Origin of the sequence: Pedobacter sp. SL55 (assembly GCF_026625705.1) — a bacterium.
Classification (GTDB): domain Bacteria; phylum Bacteroidota; class Bacteroidia; order Sphingobacteriales; family Sphingobacteriaceae; genus Pedobacter.
In genome coordinates this window covers 2031952-2052520 of sequence record NZ_CP113059.1, presented here as the reverse complement: position 1 = coordinate 2052520, position 20569 = coordinate 2031952, and the positions used below count along the sequence as shown (strand labels likewise).

The 20569-nt window shown below is 38.5% G+C and carries 15 protein-coding genes and 1 pseudogene; 6 read left to right on the top strand and 10 right to left on the bottom strand.

Features of this window, described 5'->3' with window-relative positions; all coding sequences use genetic code 11:
* Positions 1–141: 141 nt before the first annotated feature.
* The 3 genes from OVA16_RS09200 to OVA16_RS09190 all read right to left on the bottom strand — a co-directional run bounded on the left by OVA16_RS09200 (position 142) and on the right by OVA16_RS09190 (position 3316).
* On the bottom strand, positions 142–2112 hold the full coding sequence (locus OVA16_RS09200) for a M1 family metallopeptidase (protein ID WP_267765058.1): 1971 nt from the start codon (positions 2110–2112) through the stop codon (positions 142–144).
* Between the two features lie 73 nt (positions 2113–2185).
* Positions 2186–2905 carry a hypothetical protein gene (locus tag OVA16_RS09195; protein ID WP_267765057.1) on the bottom strand — a complete coding sequence of 240 codons (720 nt, stop codon included), beginning with the start codon at positions 2903–2905 and terminating at the stop codon, positions 2186–2188.
* Between the two features lie 60 nt (positions 2906–2965).
* The gene (locus OVA16_RS09190) at positions 2966–3316 is read right to left on the bottom strand and encodes a Spx/MgsR family RNA polymerase-binding regulatory protein (RefSeq protein ID WP_267765056.1); all 351 of its coding nucleotides are present in this window, start codon (positions 3314–3316) and stop codon (positions 2966–2968) included.
* 143 nt (positions 3317–3459) lie between these two features.
* Here OVA16_RS09190 and OVA16_RS09185 point away from each other — a divergent pair, with 143 nt between their 5' ends.
* Genes OVA16_RS09185 through OVA16_RS09165 form a run of 5 tightly spaced genes read left to right on the top strand, consistent with a single transcriptional unit; the run spans position 3460 to position 9386 of the window.
* Entirely contained in the window at positions 3460–6951 is a 3492-nt protein-coding gene (locus OVA16_RS09185) for a response regulator (RefSeq protein WP_267765055.1), read from the top strand.
* 10 nt (positions 6952–6961) lie between these two features.
* Complete coding sequence (locus tag OVA16_RS09180) at positions 6962–7132, top strand: hypothetical protein (protein ID WP_267765054.1); 171 nt, start codon at positions 6962–6964, stop codon at positions 7130–7132.
* Between the two features lie 59 nt (positions 7133–7191).
* Entirely contained in the window at positions 7192–7560 is a 369-nt protein-coding gene (locus OVA16_RS09175; RefSeq protein ID WP_267765053.1) for a CheR family methyltransferase, read from the top strand.
* The gene (locus tag OVA16_RS09170; protein WP_420712343.1) at positions 7497–7784 is read left to right on the top strand and encodes a CheR family methyltransferase; all 288 of its coding nucleotides are present in this window, start codon (positions 7497–7499) and stop codon (positions 7782–7784) included. The genes OVA16_RS09175 and OVA16_RS09170 overlap by 64 nt, the downstream gene beginning before the upstream one ends.
* A 12-nt stretch (positions 7785–7796) precedes the next feature.
* The gene (locus OVA16_RS09165; protein ID WP_267765052.1) at positions 7797–9386 is read left to right on the top strand and encodes a response regulator; all 1590 of its coding nucleotides are present in this window, start codon (positions 7797–7799) and stop codon (positions 9384–9386) included.
* A 446-nt stretch (positions 9387–9832) separates the two neighbouring features.
* Here OVA16_RS09165 and pth read toward each other — a convergent pair whose 3' ends face one another.
* From pth to OVA16_RS09150, 3 genes are all read right to left on the bottom strand, one after another.
* Positions 9833–10393 (bottom strand): aminoacyl-tRNA hydrolase, encoded by a 561-nt coding sequence (gene pth, locus OVA16_RS09160; RefSeq protein WP_267765051.1) that lies wholly within the window; start codon positions 10391–10393, stop codon positions 9833–9835.
* A 183-nt stretch (positions 10394–10576) separates the two neighbouring features.
* A complete protein-coding gene (locus OVA16_RS09155; protein ID WP_267765049.1) occupies positions 10577–11158 on the bottom strand; it encodes a 50S ribosomal protein L25/general stress protein Ctc in 582 nt (193 codons plus the stop codon).
* An 82-nt stretch (positions 11159–11240) separates the two neighbouring features.
* Entirely contained in the window at positions 11241–12182 is a 942-nt protein-coding gene (locus OVA16_RS09150; RefSeq protein WP_267765047.1) for a ribose-phosphate pyrophosphokinase, read from the bottom strand.
* A 392-nt stretch (positions 12183–12574) separates the two neighbouring features.
* Here OVA16_RS09150 and OVA16_RS09145 point away from each other — a divergent pair, with 392 nt between their 5' ends.
* Positions 12575–15694, top strand: a complete 3120-nt coding sequence (locus tag OVA16_RS09145) for a protein O-mannosyl-transferase family (RefSeq protein WP_267765045.1) — start codon at positions 12575–12577, stop codon at positions 15692–15694.
* Between the two features lie 373 nt (positions 15695–16067).
* Here the strand turns inward: OVA16_RS09145 and OVA16_RS09140 are convergent.
* The 4 genes and pseudogenes from OVA16_RS09140 to OVA16_RS09125 all read right to left on the bottom strand — a co-directional run bounded on the left by OVA16_RS09140 (position 16068) and on the right by OVA16_RS09125 (position 20473).
* Positions 16068–17031 (bottom strand): annotated as a pseudogene (locus OVA16_RS09140) (acetyl-CoA carboxylase carboxyltransferase subunit alpha).
* 23 nt (positions 17032–17054) lie between these two features.
* Positions 17055–17264, bottom strand: a complete 210-nt coding sequence (locus tag OVA16_RS09135) for a hypothetical protein (protein ID WP_267765044.1) — start codon at positions 17262–17264, stop codon at positions 17055–17057.
* Positions 17265–17527: 263 nt separating this feature from the next.
* The gene (locus OVA16_RS09130) at positions 17528–19102 is read right to left on the bottom strand and encodes a S10 family peptidase (RefSeq protein ID WP_267765042.1); all 1575 of its coding nucleotides are present in this window, start codon (positions 19100–19102) and stop codon (positions 17528–17530) included.
* A gap of 114 nt (positions 19103–19216) precedes the next feature.
* On the bottom strand, positions 19217–20473 hold the full coding sequence (locus tag OVA16_RS09125) for an ectonucleotide pyrophosphatase/phosphodiesterase (RefSeq protein WP_267765041.1): 1257 nt from the start codon (positions 20471–20473) through the stop codon (positions 19217–19219).
* Between the last annotated feature and the right edge of the window lie 96 nt (positions 20474–20569).

Genomic DNA, 20569 nt, shown 5'->3' with positions numbered 1-20569 from the left:
TAATTGGAGCGAGCATGCAGCCCATGTAATGGGCAAATAAAGCGGAAAGTAGGACCGAATTAAAATCGTTGAACTGCAAGTGCTCTTCAAAAAAAATCCCGTAAAGTTTAACCTTACGGGATTTACTCTTTATGGGGCTAACTAATTAGCAGTCCATTTATTGTTCTCTGTATTGCTATCTGGCAATACTTGCTGCGGATCTAACACCACTTCTACCACTTCTTCTGTTGTTGGGTAATTAACCAACCAACTGGTATTTTTCATCCAAACATCTGCAGCTATTTTTACGATTTCTGTTTTACCGCTTTTTGTTTTGATGCCCAAGATGATTGGCATTGGCATTTTATCTAAATTATCTACCTTAATGGTGTAAGCCGAAATAGTACCATTGTTTTTAACTGCTTTTACATCGGCAATACCTTGGTCCATTTTCCAGTTGTTTAAGAACCAACTTTTCCAGAACCAGCTTAAATCTTCTCCAGCTGCATTTTCCATGGTACGGAAAAAATCCCAAGGTGTTGGATGCTTGTAAGCCCAGTTGTTGATATACTGTCTAAATGCAAAATCAAAACGATCTTTGCCTAAAATTTGGTCTCTTAAAATGTGTAGCCCCCAACTTGGTTTATAGTATAAGTTAATCCCAATGTTTGCCTCGGCCATTCCATCAGGCATTAACATGATGTTTTCATATTTCGGATTACCAATTACCGCTTTACCTATGGCATTCATGTTCATTGGACGTGGCTTGTACTCGCCGTTGTTAAATTCGGTGCTCGATAAATCGTTGATGAAGGTATTGAAGCCTTCGTCCATCCAACCGAACTTGCGTTCGTTAGAGCCCACAATCATTGGGAACCAAATGTGGCCAAACTCGTGGTCTATTACGCCCCACGCATCGCCTTTTTTAGCTTGCCAACCACAAAATACAATACCAGGATATTCCATACCACCAATATTAGTAGCCACATTTACGGCCATTGGGTAAGGATATTCGTACCACATTTTAGAGTAGTGCTCTATAGAAGCTTTTACATACTCTACCGCTCTTCCATAGCCATCTACGCCATTACTCTCTACCGGATGGGCAGAAACAGCTAAAGATTTTTTTCCGCTCGGCAAATTGATACGTGCAGCATCTAATACAAATGCTTTTGATGAAGACCAAGCCGCATCACGGGTGTTGGTCATTTTAAACTTCCAAGTTAATTTATCTTTTGCAGGGCGAGATTTTGGATCAGTTACTTCAGCCTCTGATCTGATGTGTACCGTTTTGTCGCTGCTTTTTGCTTCGTTCCAACGTTTCAGTTGTTCTGCGGTAAACACTTCTTGCGGGTTCAATAATTCTCCAGACCCCATTACAATGTGATTTCCGGGTACGGTAACATCAAAGGTAATATCGCCATACTCACAGTAGAACTCGCCAGCGCCCCAATAAGGCAAAGTATTCCATCCTAAAACATCATCGTAAACACTCATGCGTGGAAACCACTGTGCCACTGCAAAAATTTCGCCGTTTTTGGTTGTCAAGTGCCCTGTTCTGTCTGATCCTAGTACCGGAATTTCGTAAACATAATCCATCTTAATAACTACCACATCGCCATTGGCTGCCATAGGCTGGTCTAAACGGATTTGCATACGGGTATCTTCTACCAACGATGTAAATTTTACCGCCTTAGCTTTTTGCGAAACAGACAGGTTGGTAATGTTGTAACCGCCCATAAATTTTTCGCCCTGCGCACCGTACCTACTTTTAGCTGGTGTAATAGCCAAGCCACGAGAAGTAGACTTAAAAGAATTTTGATCTAATTGCAACCATAAGTATGGTAATTTCTCTGGACTGTTGTTTTTGTAAGTGATGGTAATGGTAGCCTTAACTTTGTTGGTAGCTTCGTCTAAATTTGCACTAATGTTATAATCTACCCTATTTTGCCAATATTTTGGACCTGGCGCACCACTGGCAGAACGATATTCGTTACCGTTTTGGGTGTAAAACAAGGGGCTAAAAGCCTCTTCGGGCACATATTTACCAGTTAATTTTTCTTGGGCAAAAGCAATTTGCCCGTATAAAACGGTTAGCACAACCGCTAAGGTTTTAAAAAATGTTTTTTGCATGTTTGATGATTTTAATGCTAAGGTAATTTGAAAAGCAATAATTTTCAAAAATAGCACACTAATATTACCAAAATTAAGGATTGCCTTTTAGCTTAGGTAAAGCGGGCATTTTTCTTGATTCTGCCGGCAGCTTTTTCCATTCGTTAAAAGTGGTGGCAATATAATAGGTATAATTAAAAGGTGTTTCTGTTTTAACTTGCGCTACGGTTGGGCGGTACATCCCAATATAATCGTCTAAATCTTTTTCTTTATAGTTTACTAGTTTCTGAATAACCGCTTTATTGAAGTTTTTCGAAATTTCCTCATTAATATCAGCAGCTTCTTCCAACTCAGCCTCTTTAGCCTGTTGCCTACGCCATTTGCCATAGCCTAAGTTTAGGCGTAAACCTCCTCTATTTTTAGAGGCATCTACCCTTTTTGCTGCCACCGCTTCTGGATCTTTTGTGTCTAACAAAGGCGAAACCTTTGCTGTAGTTACATTGACAGTATTTAAGGTGTTTACTGCAGCCCTTAAATAAATGTTTTTTGCAAAAAGATTGGTTAGATAAACCGTATCTGTTTGGTAACCAGACAAGCCAAATGAAATTACATCGCCTTTTTTAGCAACTAATGCAAACCGCCCATTTTTATCGGTAACCGCCAATGCTTTGGTGCTTAAATTCCTAACGGCAACGTCTTGCAAAGCCAAACCTCGTTGCTCATTATCAAAAACATTTCCAGTAATGTAGGAGTCCTGTGCCCATACAACTAAAGGCAACAGCAAAAAACCCAATAAATATAGTTTCTTCAACATAATCAAATGTAAGGCACTTTAGCCGCTATATTATCCTTTTAACAAAATTTAACAAGCCTATTATTTGGCTAATAAAACTTGGTATTCATCTTCTTTAAAACCTAACAAAACAGGTTTACCATTAACCTCGGCAACTGGCCGCTTTATTGCGCTAGTGTTGTTTATTAAATAAGCAAGGGCAGTATCGGCAGAGTTAATAGCGGCTTGTTCTTCTTTACTCAATTTTTTAAAAGTTAAACCTGCCTTATTTATCACTTTTTCCCAACCAAAGGTATTAAACCATTCGGTTAACTTTTCGGCAGTAATTCCCTTTTTCTTAAAATCATGAAATTCAAATTCCTTTTCGTTGCTCTTTAGCCAATCTTGCGCTTTCTTAACTGTATTACAATTTGGGATGCCGTATAGTTTCATTATTTTTTATTCTTTTGAGTGCATAAAGTTAATAAAAACAACCACTTTATAACCCTTTAAAATACAGATACAATTATCATGTTATATTTTACTCCTTTATTGATTATCTTAGCTGCAATTTTCCATATTAATTTAGAGTTTATATGCTCAAACTTTCCTTTAAGCAACAATTACTTACAGGCTTTGCTGTTACTTTAATTTTTGTACTTATTTCTGCGGGTGCATCTTATTTAAGTATCAAATCGTTAAACGAAAGCTACGCTTGGGTTGACCATACGCAAAATGTGGCAAAAACAGCCGAAAGATTAGAAATAAGGCTACTCCACAGTGAGGCGTCTTTAAGAGGTTTTATACTTACCGAAAAAGATAGCTACAGAGCACCTTACGATGAAAACATCAACAAAATTTTACCAATGGTAGATGAGTTGATTAAGTTGGTAAATGATAATCCGGAGCAGCTAAAAAGGTTAGACAGCATTAAATTTTATGCAGTTGAAAAGGTTTCTGACATGAAACAAATTGCAGCAAAGGGAATTGTAGGAAATTTTGCTGCCGCTAAACAACAGTTTTTAACAGATAAAGGCAGGGTAGATAAAATCAAATTTTTAGGCTTTACCGATCAATTTATTGATGTAGAATATCATTTATTAAAACAGCGCCAAGAAACTAGCACCGCACGTGGCACGCAAACGATCTCCATCATCATCATTACTTCGCTCATCATTTTTGGGTTAGTCTTATTTCTGCTGAAATATATTCGCCAAACTTTTGATCAGCAGAAAGAGAGCGAAAGACAAATACTGCTTGCCAACAAAGAATTGGAAGCTTTATCGGCCAAAAACGAGCAACATAACTGGATTTTAAGTGGAGAGGCTAAAATAAACGAAACCATAAGGGGCGAGTTTGAAATGGACGACCTCGCAAGAAACGTAATTACGGCAATTTGCGATTTGTTAAACTACCCGGTGGGTGCTTTTTATTTAGCAAACAGAGGTCAAAAAACCTTAAAACTAAGAGGAGGTTTTGCCATTGACAATTCGATGCAAGGCAAAGCATATCGCTTTGGCGAAGGCTTAATTGGGCAGGTAGCATTAGAGAAAAAAACAAAGATCCTTCATCCGGTTCCCGAAAATTATTTAAAAATTACTTCGGGACTGGGAGAAAGTAGACCTACCCATATCATTTGCTTGCCCGTTTTATTTGAGGACGAAACCATTGCTGTTTTAGAAATGGGACTTCTTTCGGCACCTACAGCTGTTCATTTAGATTTCTTGGCTGTAGTAGCACATGATGTTGGGGTGGCCACAAATAGCATGGTTGCCAAAGTTAAGCTACAGGCTTTGCTAGAAAAAACCCAGCAGCAAGCAGAAGAATTGACCAGCCAGCAAGAAGAGCTGAGGGTAACTAACGAAGACCTGATGCACAAAACAGAAGAACTACAGGCATCTGAAGAAGAACTGCGGGTACAACAGGAAGAACTACAGCAGGCCAATTCTGAACTGGAAGAAAAAGCACAGCTGCTAGAAGAGAAAAATATCTCTATTAACCAAGCCAAAGAAGCCATTGGCTTAAAGGCCGAAGAACTAGAGTTAAGTAGCAAGTATAAATCTGAATTTTTGGCCAATATGAGCCACGAGTTGCGTACGCCTTTAAACAGTATCTTGATATTGGCCAGAATTTTAAAAGAAAACAAACAAGCCAATTTATCAGAAGAGCAAATTAAATATGCTGGCGTAATTCACAATGCAGGCTCAGATTTGTTGGCTTTAATTAACGATATCTTAGACCTTTCTAAAATAGAATCTGGCAACATAGATTTGGTAATAGAGCAAGTAAGACTAAGCACCATACAAAGCCATACCAAGGCACTATTTAGCGAAGTTGCCAATCAAAAAGAGATTAATTTTGAATTTAACTTGGCAAACAACCTACCAGAAACCATTGCCACAGACCAAACTCGCTTAGAGCAGATCATCAAAAACCTATTATCCAATGCTTTTAAATTTACTAAAGCAAAAGGAACAATTACCATTGAAGCTGGCTTGGCCAGAAAAGATCAAATTAAGCAGAACAAATCTTTAATTGATGATGAACTAGACCCAATTTATTTTTCGGTTACGGATACCGGAATTGGCATACCAAAAGACAAGCTACAGGTTATTTTCGAAGCTTTTCAGCAAGAAGACGGTTCTACCAGTCGCAAATATGGTGGTACTGGCTTAGGTTTATCTATAAGCAGAGAATTAGCTAATTTACTTGGCGGCGAAATCCAACTAACTAGCGAGGTTGGCGTAGGGAGTACTTTTACGTTGTTTATTCCGCAAAGTTTGGGCAGCAAAAAAGACAGCAAGCCTGCCGTAGAGATTGAAAAAGAAGCTGTAGTTACCTACCAAGAAAGAAAAGCTACTACCCCAGAAAACACGCCTACGCCAGTTAAAAGCGGCGAGGGTAACAGACTGCTTATTGTAGAAGACGACGAGAATTTTGCAGAAATATTAAAAGCCTACGCCATAGAAAAAGGTTTTGAGCCCATTTTAGCGCATAGCGGAGACGATGGCTTAGAACTGGCAATTAGCGAACTGCCCGATGCCATTGTACTGGATGTGATGTTGCCGGTAATGGATGGCTGGAGCATCTTAAAACAGCTTAAAGCCAATCCGGCTACGCAGCACATTCCAATTCACATGATGTCTGCCGGCGATGAAAAAGCGAGTAAAGCCAAAAAAGAAGGCGCTATCGGTTTCCTTAAAAAACCTGTAGACAAAGAAAAATTAGACCATGCTTTTGAGTTGCTTTCTAACCAGTATACTTACGATTTCCATAACGTTTTAGTTATTGAAGACCAAATCTTGCAAAGCAACGAACTTACCGAGCAACTAATTAAAAAAGGAGCCAAAGTTTCGCAAGCTTACACTGGTGCCGAGGCTAGGCAAATGTTAACGGAAAGCATTTTCGACTGTATCATTCTGGATTTGAAACTTCCAGACATTTCTGGTTTCGATTTGTTGGACGAAATTAAATCAAACCCCGAAACCAAAGAAGTTCCGGTAATTATTAATACCGCCATGGAGCTTGATAAGGATAAAATGGCCCACATTATGCGCTACTCGCAAGCCATGGTATTAAAGAGCAACAAATCTAATGATAGGCTGTTAGACGAGGTAAGTTTATTCATGAACAAGCTACAGGCTAATGCCCCTAAACAAGATCAGGCAGTAAAAATTAACAAAGAGCCAAAAAACTATGCGCCAACCATAGAAAAGGCACTACAAAACAAAACCATTTTAATTACTGATGATGACATGCGTAATATTTTTGCGCTATCTTCTGCCCTTCAAGATTACGACATCAAAGTAATTATAGCCAACAACGGTGTAGAAGCGCTAGAAAAATTGGAGGCACACCAAGAGATTGATTTGGTATTGATGGATATTATGATGCCCGAAATGGATGGCTATGAAGCCATGAGACAAATTAGAGCCAAAAGGCAGTGGGCTAACCTGCCCGTAATTGCTCTTACCGCAAAAGCAATGAAAATGGATAGAGAGAAATGTATGGAGGCAGGCGCTAGCGATTATATTTCTAAACCTGTAGATATAGACAAGCTTTTATTCTATGTTAAGAGTGTGGCTTAGTTAAGCATTTATGACGAAAGATTTAATAACAGACGAGCAAGTAGAAGAAATAGTAGTAATTACAAGAAATATCTACGGATTTGATTTTGAAGGCTACTCTAGAGCGTCATTAAAACGAAGACTAGACCGAGTAATGCTCTTAAAAAGGATGGATTTTTTTGATCTGAGAAGCTTACTTTAACCAACAACAGTGATTTTTTTCATGATTTTTTGAACGAAATTACCGTAAACGTTACAGAAATGTTCAGAGATCCAAAATTTTTTAAATCACTGAAAGAAAATGTGATACCTTACTTAAATTCTTATCCGCATATTAAAGTTTGGAACGCAGGTTGCTCTACGGGAGAAGAACTCTACTCTTTTGCCATCTTGTTTGAAGAACTAGGGCTATATAATCGCAGTTTCTTTTATGGAACGGATATTAACCACAAAGTATTAGAAACCGCTAGAGAGGGCATTTACGACCTACAAAAAATGAAACAGTACTCAGAGAACTACCACGCCATAGATGGAGGAAAGTCTTTAGCAAACTATTACACTGCAAAATACGATGCCGCTTCTATTGCCAGACCTTTAAAAAAAATGTACTGTTCTCTATGCACAACCTAGTATCCGATGGGCCATTTAATGAGTTTCAGGTAATTTCTTGCCGAAATGTACTGATTTATTTTAATCCAGAGTTACAGCGTACAGTAATTAACCTTTTTTACAATAGCCTTGCTAACTTTGGCTTTTTATGTTTGGGTGGCAAAGAAGCAATTAGAGATTATCAGATTGCTAAAAAATTTAAAGTAGTAGATAAGAAGAACAACATTTACCAAAAAGTAAGCTAATTCCCATACCTAATGAGCAAAATCAATCTTTTAATTGTTGATGATAAGCAGGAAAACATTATTGCTTTAGAGGCACTGCTAAACCGCAACGACATCAACATTATTACCACAACTTCGCCTAACGATGCACTGCGTATTTGTTGGGAAAAAGACATTGCCATTGCTCTGGTAGATGTTCAAATGCCCGAAATGAATGGTTTCGAATTAGTAGAGATACTGAAGAACAACGTTCGCACCCAAGATATACTGATCATTTTTGTAACTGCAATTTCTACAGAAGCTAAATATGCTATTAGAGGTTTAAGTGCTGGTGCGGTAGATTATTTGTACAAACCTTTAGATCCTTATATTACTTCTGCCAAAGTAGATTCTTTTATACAATTGGTTAAAACCCAAATTGAAATTAAAACTAAAAACCAACAGCTAGAGAAAATACAAGCAGATTTAATTAAAGCTAAAGAAGAGGCCGAACAGGGAAAAAGAGCGAAAGAAAGCTTTATGGCTAACATGAGCCATGAAATCCGTACGCCTATCAATGGCATTATTGGTTTGGTAAACCTTCTTCAAAAAGAGCAACTAACAGAGAGCCAAAAAGAAATTGTAAGCTTACTAGAAATATCATCAAACTCTTTATTGGGTGTAATTAACGATATTTTAGACCTTTCTAAAATTGAAGCTGGCAAGTATAAAATTAGTTTTGCAGAAACCGATATTAAAGAACTGGTAACCCAAGCAGCCAACCTACTTAATATCAAAGCAATTGAAAAACACGTTTTCTTAAAGCTGGTTATAGACCCAAATGTACCTCGGTTTATTATGGCAGATTCGTTACGCTTAAACCAAATTTTTATGAATTTGCTAAGCAATGCCGTAAAATTCACGAACGAAGGCGAGGTTATATTTAAAGTAGAAGCGCTCGAAGAAAAAGCCAACACCACGTTAATTAGATTTTCTGTAATTGATACGGGTATTGGCATTCCAGAAGAACATATCAAAACTATTTTCCATTCTTTTGAGCAGGTAGAAAATGTACATACCAGAGTTTATGGCGGTACTGGCTTGGGCTTGTCTATTGTTAAAAAACTGGCAGAATTAAAAGGTGGCGAACTAGATGTACAAAGCCAACTGGGTAAAGGAAGCACGTTCTCTTTCTCTAAATGGTACAAAACCGTAGAAAAAGAAACAGAAATTAATATTTCTAAAGCACCAGAAACACTTCCTAACTTAGAAGGCTTACGCATTTTAATTGCCGAAGATAACTCTATCAACGTTTTCTTGATTGTAAAAATACTAAACGATTGGAAAGTGCAATCTACGGTGGTTACCAATGGTGCAGCAGCTTTAGAAGCTTTGGCAAAAGAAAGTTTCGATTTGATATTGATGGATACTTACATGCCTATTATGAATGGTTTGGAGGCAATCCAGAAGATTAGAGAAGGACACATACCTGGCAAAGAAAACATTCCAATTATCTCATTTTCTGCAGGTGTGTTAGATTCGGATCAAGAAACCGCCAGACGTGTAGGTGCCGATAATATTATTGGAAAGCCATTTAAAATAGGTGCGCTACACGAAAAAATTACAAGGTTAGTTAAAAAATAGCCTGAATTAATTGATGCAGATAAGGCTTTTTGTTATTTCCGATTTGCAATCCTCTCTAATTTATGGTATGGATTAATAGGTTGGGAGTGTTAGGAACCTAATATTCGAGTTGGTTTTTATAGGAGGCTGTATCAAAATAGAAAGAACATCATTTTAAAGAATTAAATTGGGCACTATCGTCATTCCCGCGTAGGCGGAAATCGTAAAGCGGTTTAAATTAAAATAAATTTTGCTTTACTACGTTCAGGAGAACTGGGCATGGCAACTTTCAAAATACTATTTCGCTAGCAAGTTCATATCATCATTTTTGATACAACCTCTTCTTAGATGTTTAAAATAAGCTTTAGCAAAAGTTGCTTTAATTTGGCTAAAGCCTTAACATCTAGTTTCCAATCCGTTGGCTAAAGCCAAACGGAAATAAAAATACACTCTTCCACTAATTGGGGTTACTTATTAAACAACGTCATAGTTTGAGCAGCACCAATGGTGGCAAAGCTCTTAATCATGCTTACTGCCCTATTTACCAGTACGGGCAGTTCTTTTTTCTCGTTCTTATCAAACTGGCCTAGCACAAAATCTGCCTGTCTACCTTTTGGAAAATCATCGCCAATACCAAAGCGTAAACGAGCATAGTTTTGTCCGCCACATACCTCTTCAATACTTTTTAAACCATTGTGCCCAGCACTACTGCCTTGCAATTTCATTCTCAACTTACCTAAAGGCAAAGCCAAATCATCTACCAAAACCAACACATTTTCTGGTGCTATTTTCAGTTCTTTCATCCAATAGTTAACCGCCTTGCCACTCAAATTCATGTAAGTTGTAGGCTTAATCACATGTAATTTTTTACCCTTGTGAGATACTTCTGCATGATAAGCTAACCTACCGTGCTCAAAACTTCCTTCTAAGCTGCCAACTAACTCATCGGCAATATCAAAACCTATATTATGCCTAGTGCCCACGTATTCGGCACCAATGTTTCCTAAACCTACAATCAGAAATTTCATGGCGCAAAGGTAAATGCTTAAAGCTAAAAGACCAAAGAATAGTTGGCAGTTTACAGTTTGCAATTGGCAACTGCACAACCTGTATTAGGGATTAAACCATATAAAATTTTAACATAAAAAAAATGGCATCCCATATTGGAATGCCATTTGATCTTGTAAATCAAGAAATCCTTAAATCCTGACTTATTTTTTACCTTTAGCTTCGTTTTCAGCTTGTTTTAACGCTCTAGACATACCTACTGAAACGATAGTATCTTCTGGCGTGTTAGTAACAGCATACTCACCTTTTGCTAAATCGCGAACACGGAATAAGTTACCTACTTCTAATTTAGCAATGCTTACTTCTACTACTTGAGGCATGTTTTTAGGCAATGCTTTAACACGTAGTTTACGTAATTTTTGAACTAATTTACCACCCATTTTAACACCTGGAGAAGTACCGGTTAATTTAACTGGAATTTCCATATTAATTTCTTTATCATCAAACAATTGAAGAAAATCAACGTGTAATAATAAATCAGTTAATGGATGATATTGAGCATCTTTTACGATAGCTTTAACAGCCTTACCATCAATAGTAATTTCAACAAAACTAGCTTCCGGAGAATAGATAGCATCGTTTAAATCAGTTCTTGTGATAGCAAAGTGCACTTGCTCTTTTCCACCGTACAATACCGCAGGAACCTTACCTTCGTAACGAAGCTCTTTGGCATCGCGTTTCCCTACGTTCTCTCTAAGAGAACCGCTAATAGCGATTGTTTTCATATTATTTATTTATTTGTTATTAATTATTGTTTGGCGAATAGGGCTTGGCGTTTAAAACGCTCAACTCCAAACGCTTAACGCATTACACTTTAAAAAGCTCACTAATTGAGCCATATTCGTTTACGCTAGCAATGGCTTTGGCAAACAATTTGGCTGTGCTTAATTGTTTAATTTTAGGGCTTTGCTGTTTCAATGGAATTGTATCTGTTACAATTAACTCTTCCAATACCGAATTTTCTACTGTTTCGTAAGCTTTACCAGACAAAACAGCATGGGTACAAACTGCTCTTACACTTTTTGCGCCGTTATCCATAATTAACTGTGCAGCTTTAGCTAAAGTTCCAGCAGTATCGCAAATGTCGTCTATTAAAACGATATCTTGCCCAGTAACATCACCAATAATAGACATCGATTCTATTTCGTTGGCACGTTTACGACGTTTATCGCAAATGATCACTTCAGCATTAAAATACTTAGCGAAAGTTCTGGCTCTATAGGAACCGCCCATATCTGGCGAAGCAATAGTTAAGTTCTGTAAACCTAAGCTTTTGATGTAAGGCACAAAAATTACCGCTCCATCTAAGTGATCTACAGGAATATCAAAAAAGCCTTGAATTTGAGCCGCATGCAAGTCCATAGTCATGATACGATGAATACCCGCTGCCTTTAACAAGTTGGCTACCAATTTAGCACCAATTGCTACCCTAGGTTTATCTTTTCTGTCTTGACGAGCCAAACCATAGTAAGGAACAACTGCTGTAATGTAATGTGCAGATGCTCTACGAGCGGCATCAACCATTAACAAAAGTTCCATTAAATTATCACTAGGTTGGTAGGTAGACTGTACTAAGAAAACATCACATCCTCTTACCGACTCGTCGAATGAAGGCTGGAATTCGCCATCGCTAAATTTACTTAAAGTAACATTACCAAGAGGTTTTCCATATTCTTCGGCTATTTTACTAGCTAAATCTCTAGTTCCACTCCCAGGAAAAATTTTAACGGGATTAAATTGCAATGGCATGATTTGCGGGTATCAATGCTTGTTAATAAAAAATCGGGTTGCGGTTTTATTCACAACCCGAAGTGATTTGTTGTCCGACCTGGATTCGAACCAAGACAAACAGTACCAAAAACTGTCGTACTACCCTTATACTATCGGACAATCTCCTCTTTCTAACGCTCTCACAAGCGTGTTGCTGAAAGGGAATGCAAATGTACGCACATTTTTGAAACTTGCAAATATCTTGCACAAAAAATTTTAAAATATTTTCTACCCCTACTGAGTGTCAAGCAGATTTAGTTATTTTTTGTTAAATAAGGTTAATCCCTAACTCCTATATCAATCTATTTCTTTATTTTCGGCAGCATTTTAATGCACCAAACTAAGGTTTAAGAAATCATCATATCACAAATATGAACTATTCAAAAGTAAACAATATTATTGGCTGGGCTTGTTTTTTTATAGCCACCCTCACTTATGTTTTAACGCTAGAGCCAACGGCAAGTTTCTGGGATTGCGGCGAGTTTATCGCTTCGGCCTACAAAATGCAGGTAGTACACCAACCGGGTGCTCCCCTATTTTTAATGATAGAGCGTTTCTTCTCTTTATTGGCCATGGGCGATAAAAGTAAAATTGCCTATTTCATGAACTTTGGTTCGGCGGTAGCAAGTGGTGCCACCATTCTTTTCTTATTTTGGACCATTACAGCTCTCGCTAAAAAAGTAATCGTTAAAAAAGCAGAAGAAATTACCACCGCAAACCTAATTACCATTATGGGCGCAGGTGTGGTTGGTGCTTTAGCTTATACTTATTCAGATAGTTTTTGGTTTTCGGCGGTTGAAGCAGAGGTTTATGCACTTTCTTCGCTGTTTACAGCTATTGTATTTTGGGGTATCTTAAAATGGGAAGCCGTTGCCGATGAGCCTAAAGCAGATAGATGGTTGCTATTTATTGCTTATATCATGGGTTTATCTATCGGTATCCACTTGTTAAACCTATTAACTATACCAGCAATTGCGTTTGTTTACTACTTTAAAAAAGAGCCAAAACCAACTACATCAGGCATATTTAAAACACTTGGTGTTGGTATCTTAATTTTGGCGGTGGTACAATATGGCATTATTCAATATTTAGTATCGTTTGGTGCTTATTTTGATCTTTTCTTTGTAAACACTCTAGGGCTGGGCTTTGGAACCGGCGTGTTGTTTTTCGCTCTTTTATTAATTGGTGGCCTTGTTTGGGGCATCAGGTACTCCATCAAACACCAAAAGAAGATCTTAAACTTAGCACTATTATCTACCGTGTTAATCATATTTGGTTACGGTTCGTTTGCCATGATTATCATTAGAGCACAAGCAAAACCTAACTTAAACAATAGTGATCCGGACAACGCTTTCTCTTTTTTAAGCTATTTGAACCGTGAACAATACGGAGATAGACCACTGCTTTTTGGACCTAACTACAATTCTATTCCTAAATACAAGGATGACGGCTCTGCCCCTGTTTATGTAGAAACTGGGAAAAGTTACCGTAAAGGAGACACCAAATATGAGGTTTCTGGAACAAAAACAAAACGTATTTATGGCGAGAATGAAACCTTTCCTGATAGTATCCGCAGGTTACAGCATGAGGTTTTGTTTCCTCGTATGTACAGCGACGACCAAAGACACGTAGACTATTATAAAGACATGATGGGAATGAGTGACGAGCACTTCCCTAGTTTCTTTGATAACTTAGGCTTCTTTATGCGCCATCAGGTTGGTTTTATGTATATGCGCTATTTCTTATGGAATTTTGCCGGCCGCCAAAACGAAGAACAAGGCCAAGGCAGCTTATACGAAGGCCAATGGATTAGCGGTTTAAAACCCATTGATGCCATGCTTTACGGAGATCAGAGCAATTTACCTCCATCTATTAAAGAAAGTAATTCTTACAACCGCTTCTACTTCTTACCGTTAATTTTAGGTGTAATTGGTGCAGTTTGGCATTTTGGCCGCCATCCTAAAGATGCTGGCATTATTGGTTTACTGTTTTTCTTTACTGGTTTAGCCATTGTGCTTTACCTTAACCAAAAACCTATGGAACCACGAGAGAGAGATTATGCGTACGTTGGCTCTTTTTACGCCTTTGCCATTTGGATTGGCTTAGGTATTATTGCAATTAAAGAGTGGCTACTCAAGAAAATGGATCCAAAAACTGGAGCCATTGCCGCTACTGTAATTGGCTTACTTATGGCGCCAGTATTGATGGCCAAAGAAGGCTGGAACGACCACGACAGATCTGAGAAAACACTTGCCCGAGATATTGCCATTAGCTACATGGAATCTTGTGCACCAAATGCCATTTTGTTTACCTACGGCGATAACGACACTTACCCACTATGGTATGCACAAGAAGTGGAAGGCATTAGGCCCGATATTAGACTGGTAAACTTGAGTTTGTTTGATACCGACTGGTACATCAATGGTATGAAACGCAAAGTTCACGAATCGGAGCCATTACCAATTTCGATGACAGAGAAGCAATACGTATCTGGAGTAAGAGATGTAATGTACCATAAAGATATGGGCATTGCTGAGCCCGTGGAGCTGAAACAGATTGTAGATCTATTGTTATCAGACGATACTGACGACAAACTACCACTGCAAGATGGTTCTACCACCAACTTTATTCCAACTAAGAAATTTAAGCTAACTGTTAATCCGCAGGATGTAATTAATACCAAAACCTTACCTGCAAACCGTGCTGGAGAAATTGTGCCGAGTTTAGAATGGACTTTTAACAAAGAGTATGTTACCAAAGGAACTTTGGCAATGCTAGATATTTTGGCTCATAACAATTGGAAACGCCCAGTTTACTTTGCTAATGCTGTGCCTTCCGATCAGTTTAATGGTTTAGATAATTACCTGTACAGCGAAGGTTTGGCGTTAAGGTTGTTGCCTTTGGATCCGGCAAAACGAGGAGAAGAAGAGCAGCCTGTTAACCTAGAGCCAATGTATGAGCATGTGATGAACAAGTTTAAGTGGGGTAATATTAAAAATGCTAAATACTTAGATATTCAGTCTGCTGATGATATTTCTATCTTCAACAATATCTTTAATAGCTTAACTACCGGCCTAATTAAAGCTGGCAGATTAGAAGATGCTAAAAAGGTAATGAAAAGGTATGATGAGGTTATCCCTACTAAAATTTATGGTATGCGTGCTGCTATGGGGGCAGCAACAATGGCGCAAAACCTTTACATTTTAGGCGAAACCGATAAAGCTAACGCCTTAATTAAAAAATATGCAGATTATGTTGGTAAAGAAGTAACCTATTTAGGCGACGTATCTAAAAGTAAAAACAGGTTGGTTGGCCAACAGCAAATACAAATTGGTTTGTTTTACGGTTTAATGCCAATGGCGAAAGTGGCAGCACAGTACAAACAGCCTCAATTAGCAAAGGAGTTAGAAAACCAACTTAAATCTTTATTTGATAAAGGTGGCTTTGCCCAATATTTCGGCGAATTACCTCCAGATTTTATGAATATGTAAGCAATCTATAATCCATTAAAAAGCCGTCTCGATTAAAATCGGGACGGCTTTTTTTTAATACCCGCTCTGCACTATTGCGCATCTCTCACAAAGGAAGAGAGTGGCATCATTCATCGTTTTTCTCTCCCTTCGGAAGAAATGGCGTAGCTAGAGAGGGCTTCGACTAAAATAACATTGGTAAAGGTAACAGGCGACCTAAAAGCGCCAACCTGGTTTTAACCGTAGAAAATCGGATGGAAAAAATAAGCAAGCCATGTATAGACTTAGTGTGCTCAGTTATGAACCCACAAAAAAGCACGACCTTGATTGATCGTGCTTTTTATATACTTTTCGTATACAGATTAACGCCTGAATACTGGCATCTGCCTATTGATTACTCATTAACTACACCCATTGCACAGAACTTATCAATTCTCGCGGCAATTAGTTTTTCAGCATTGGTTTTCTTCAGTGATTTTAAATCAGTTAAGATTTGAGCTTTTAAGGTTGCAGCCATTTCTTCTGGGTTTTGGTGCGCACCACCTAGTGGTTCTTTAACGATACCATCAATTAACTTGTTGGCATACATATTTTCGGAAGTCAATTTTAAACATTCCGCAGCTTTCTCCTTAAAATCCCAGCTTCTCCATAAGATAGAAGAACAAGACTCCGGCGAAATTACCGAATACCAAGTGTGCTCTAGCATATAAACTTTATCGCCTATGCCAATACCTAATGCACCACCAGATGCGCCTTCGCCTACGATGAAACAAAGAATTGGAACTTTAAGAACCGACATTTCTAACAAGTTACGAGCAATAGCTTCGCCCCTGTCCACGTTCTTCTGCCTCCAAACCTGGGTAAGCACCCATGGTATCGATGAAAGAAATTACAGGCTTATTGAATTTTTCTGCCAAACGCATTAAACGCAATGCTTTACGGTAACCTTCTGGGTTAGCCATACCAAAGTTACGATACTGACGCTCTTTAGTATTTTTACCTTTTTGGTGACCGATTACCATTACAGTTTCTCCGTTGATGGTAGCGAAACCACCAACGATCGCTTTATCATCGCCAACCGTTCTATCTCCATGCATTTCGATAAAATCATCGCAGATTAGGTTGATATAGTCTAATGTTTGCGGGCGCTCTGCATGACGAGACATTTGAACTTTTTGCCATCCAGTAAGGTTAGCATAAAGGCTTTTGCTGGTATCATCAGCCTTTTCTTCTAGCTCTGCCAATGTAGCCGACATGTCTACTTTAGTCTTATCGGCAATTTGCTTAACCTTTTCGATTTGTTGGTACAAATCTGTCAAAGGTTTTTCAAAATCAAAAGATGTTTTTAATTGTTCCATAGTGGGGCAGCAAAATTAAGCATTTATATGGAAACAATTAACAATAAAAAAATTAATGCGGCTTCTTTTTTAAGTACCGACTTAACGGTAATATAGGCTAAACCTGCAGCTAACGATAAGCAGCCAAAACCAAATAAAACAAATGTATGATCTTCACGACGTATAAAATCTATCCCTCTAACGGCTGCATAAATTGCAAAAACTAAGCTCAGAAAAGTTAAAATAATTTTCATCTTTCAATTGAATTACGCCATTTTAAGATAGCCATTTTTGTTAAGTTTTCGAGGCGCTAACGCTAATTCTTAATTTGCCCCTAGCAAATTCTTGGAACAATAGCCCTGATTGAAACGAAAATACTTTTTGGTGTAGGTGCGGTAATTGAAACTTCGTAAGTTTTTGAAACTTACGAAGTTTGTTTGGATGCTTTAATAAAAAGATTGTAGTGAAAAGCAGGACTGATGTTGGATATTAGCACTGCTTTTGCGCTTCAAAAAAATTAAAACTTAGCTGATTGGCCAGGTTTTGGAGTTGATTTCTTAATAAACTCACGAATATGATCGTTTCCTAAAGCTAAATCTACTTTGCGCAAGTACATCATGTGGCCGCTTTCGTAACCTTCCCAGCTCATTCTATCTTTTAACTTACCGCTTGGATCCATTTGCCACATGTTATATTTAGCGTTGAAATAATCGCAAGCACCATCGTAATACCCAGACTGTACCAATACATGCAGATACGGATTTTGCGCCATAGCTGCTCTTAAATTTTCGCCGGTATTATCGCCTGTTCTATCCCAAGGATTTACCGGGCCGAACATATTGTACTTCAAATCGGTTTTGTAGTTTAACTCGTTGCGCAAATACATATTGATAGCTGGCGTGAAAGAATGTAGCCAAGAGGTAAGCTCGGCATTATAATCAGGGCGTTCGCCGCCGTCAGATTTGTCAATTCCTTTGTATCGAGAATCTAAGCGACCAACGGTAAAACCTTTGTCCCTCAACAATTCTTTCCAGAATAAATTGGTAGAAATATCTAAGTTGTTTTGTAGAATTACTTTCTCTGAAAGGCCAGAGAAACGAGCCATTTTAGCGGCTATCTTCTTTTTTTCTTCGGCGGGAAGAAAGCCTCCCTTTGCCATTGCAGGCACTAGCTCGTTAATGGTAAATGTCTCTACCTCTGGCAGCATATCGGTTAATTTTTTCGATTGCAAATCGTTAGCCAAAGCTTTGTGATACCACGCTGTTGCCGCAAAATAAGGCAAACGCAAAGCTGCATCCATTGCAGTTCCGCGTTCTATACCGAGCTCTGTTGGCGATACTAAAATTACGCCATTCAAATACATCCAATGGCTGCTTTGCAGTTCTAGCGCTAAGCCCGAAACACGGGTAGTACCATAGCTCTCTCCTATCAGATATTTTGGCGAAGCCCAACGATTAGTACGAGTTACAAAGGTGTTGATCCACTCTGCCAAGTATTTGATATCAGCTCTTACGCCAAAAAACCTATTGGTTGGCACATCTTTACTTACGGTTCTAGAATAGCCAGTATTTACAGGATCGATATAAACAATATCTGCCACATCTAGTATCGAAGTGCTATTGTCTTTGTAGCCATAAGGCTGAACAGGATAACCTTCGTCATCTATTTTTAACACTACCGGACCGGTGTAGGCAATGTGCATCCATACCGATGCTGAACCTGGACCGCCATTGAAGGAAATGACCAAAGGGCGACTTTCTTTGTTGCCTACATCGGTTCTTTCGTAATAAGTATAGAATAAACCAGCGAGTGTTTTACCTTCCTCGTCCCATACTGGCAAAGTACCCGCAGTTGCTTTGTAAGGCACTGCTTTTCCGTTGATGGTTACCGTATGATTGGTTACCACCGAACTTTCGGGAACAATGTTTCTAGAGGCGATGTTGGTGTTTATTTTTGTTTCTTCTTTAGTTGGTGTTGCTGGAGCAGGTGCTGAACCAGCTTTTGGGGCAGTGCCTTGTGCCTGTTGCCTTTGTGCAAAAACAGTAGCAGAAATCAACAATGCAAAACTAATGATGGTAAAGGTTTTCTTCATTTTTATATGTTTAGGTTTGTTAGATATAAATATCTGTAATGTAGCTGGCAACACCTAATTAGCACTAAAATGTTACGCTGAAAGCTTTTACCCACCAATACAAAAGTGGTAATGCTACCTCAATATCGGCGCTAACACCTTTACATCTCCGTCAATTTTATGTCCATAAGATAAACCCAAAATTTTAGCCAGTAGCGGATAGACATGAACATTTTCGAATGAATTGATAGTCATTCCCGCTTTAAAATCTGGACCCCAAGCGTAAAAAGTTGCTTGCATATCTGGCATATCATTGTCAAAGCCATGCTTACCAATATTTGTTGGCCTACCCGTAAGATTAAATATCTTGGGCAGGCGTGGAATAAGAATGATATCTCCTATTCTACCGTCTTTATTGTCCTTTGCCCGGTAATGCCAACGTTTCGGCATGTTACGGGTTAGGTAAACATCGTAATCTTTTCCTTCGGCTTTAAGCTTTTTATAAAGCGGTTTGATATCTCTCTTATCCTTCGCATAAATTTGGATCAGCGCATCGCCATTAGGCACAATAAACTTGCTGGTATCAATAAGCGATGGCAAATCCAAGGTGTTTTTATTATCCGCTTCGGTCATTCCGTGATCTGATACAAAAACAAAGTTGACATCTAATCCCACTTCTTTGGTAAGCTCCACCATTTCGCCCACCGCATTATCTACTAATTTTACCGCAGCAGCGGTTTCTTTTGAATTACTACCAAAATGATGTCCAGCTACATCTACTTCTGGAAAATAGAAATTAATCAAGTGCGGACGCTTTTCTTCTGGCAACTGCAACCAATTTTTCACGGCATCAATACGTGTATCCATAGGGATTTTAGTATTGAAATTATACCAATAGGTTGGCCTCACGCCTAGAACGGCAGTCTCAGACCCTAACCAATAAAAAGCAGCGGTAAGCATTTTTTGTTGCTCGGCCAACACCCAAATCGGCACGCCGCCATACCAAGTGCTATCGCTTACGGCACTGCGGTCTGTTTTTACGTACATTTCCTTCCGTTTAGGATCGTAAAACGAATTGTTCACGATACCGTGATGCGAAGGGTACATTCCCGTAGCCAAAGTATAATGATTAGAGAAAGTAACTGATGGATAAGAAGGTTTCATTGCCGTAGCCTGAACACCTTTTGCCCTTAACGCCAATAGATTTTTAGCTTGATATTTCTCCGCATAATCGTTTCTAAAACCATCGGCAGAAATGTAAATAATGTATGGCTTTTTAATTTGTGACGGATCATTAAACCTTCCAGCTACTATTTGTTGCGAAAGGTCTTGCGCCACTACTACTTGAATGAAAACCAGCAGCAAACCAATAAATAAAATTATTTTTTTCATTATAGCATTCCCTAGGCAAAAATACTGGAAATTAAATATCTGTATGTAAAATTACGGTAACCAAATGGTATTACCTCGTGATAAAAAAGACTTACG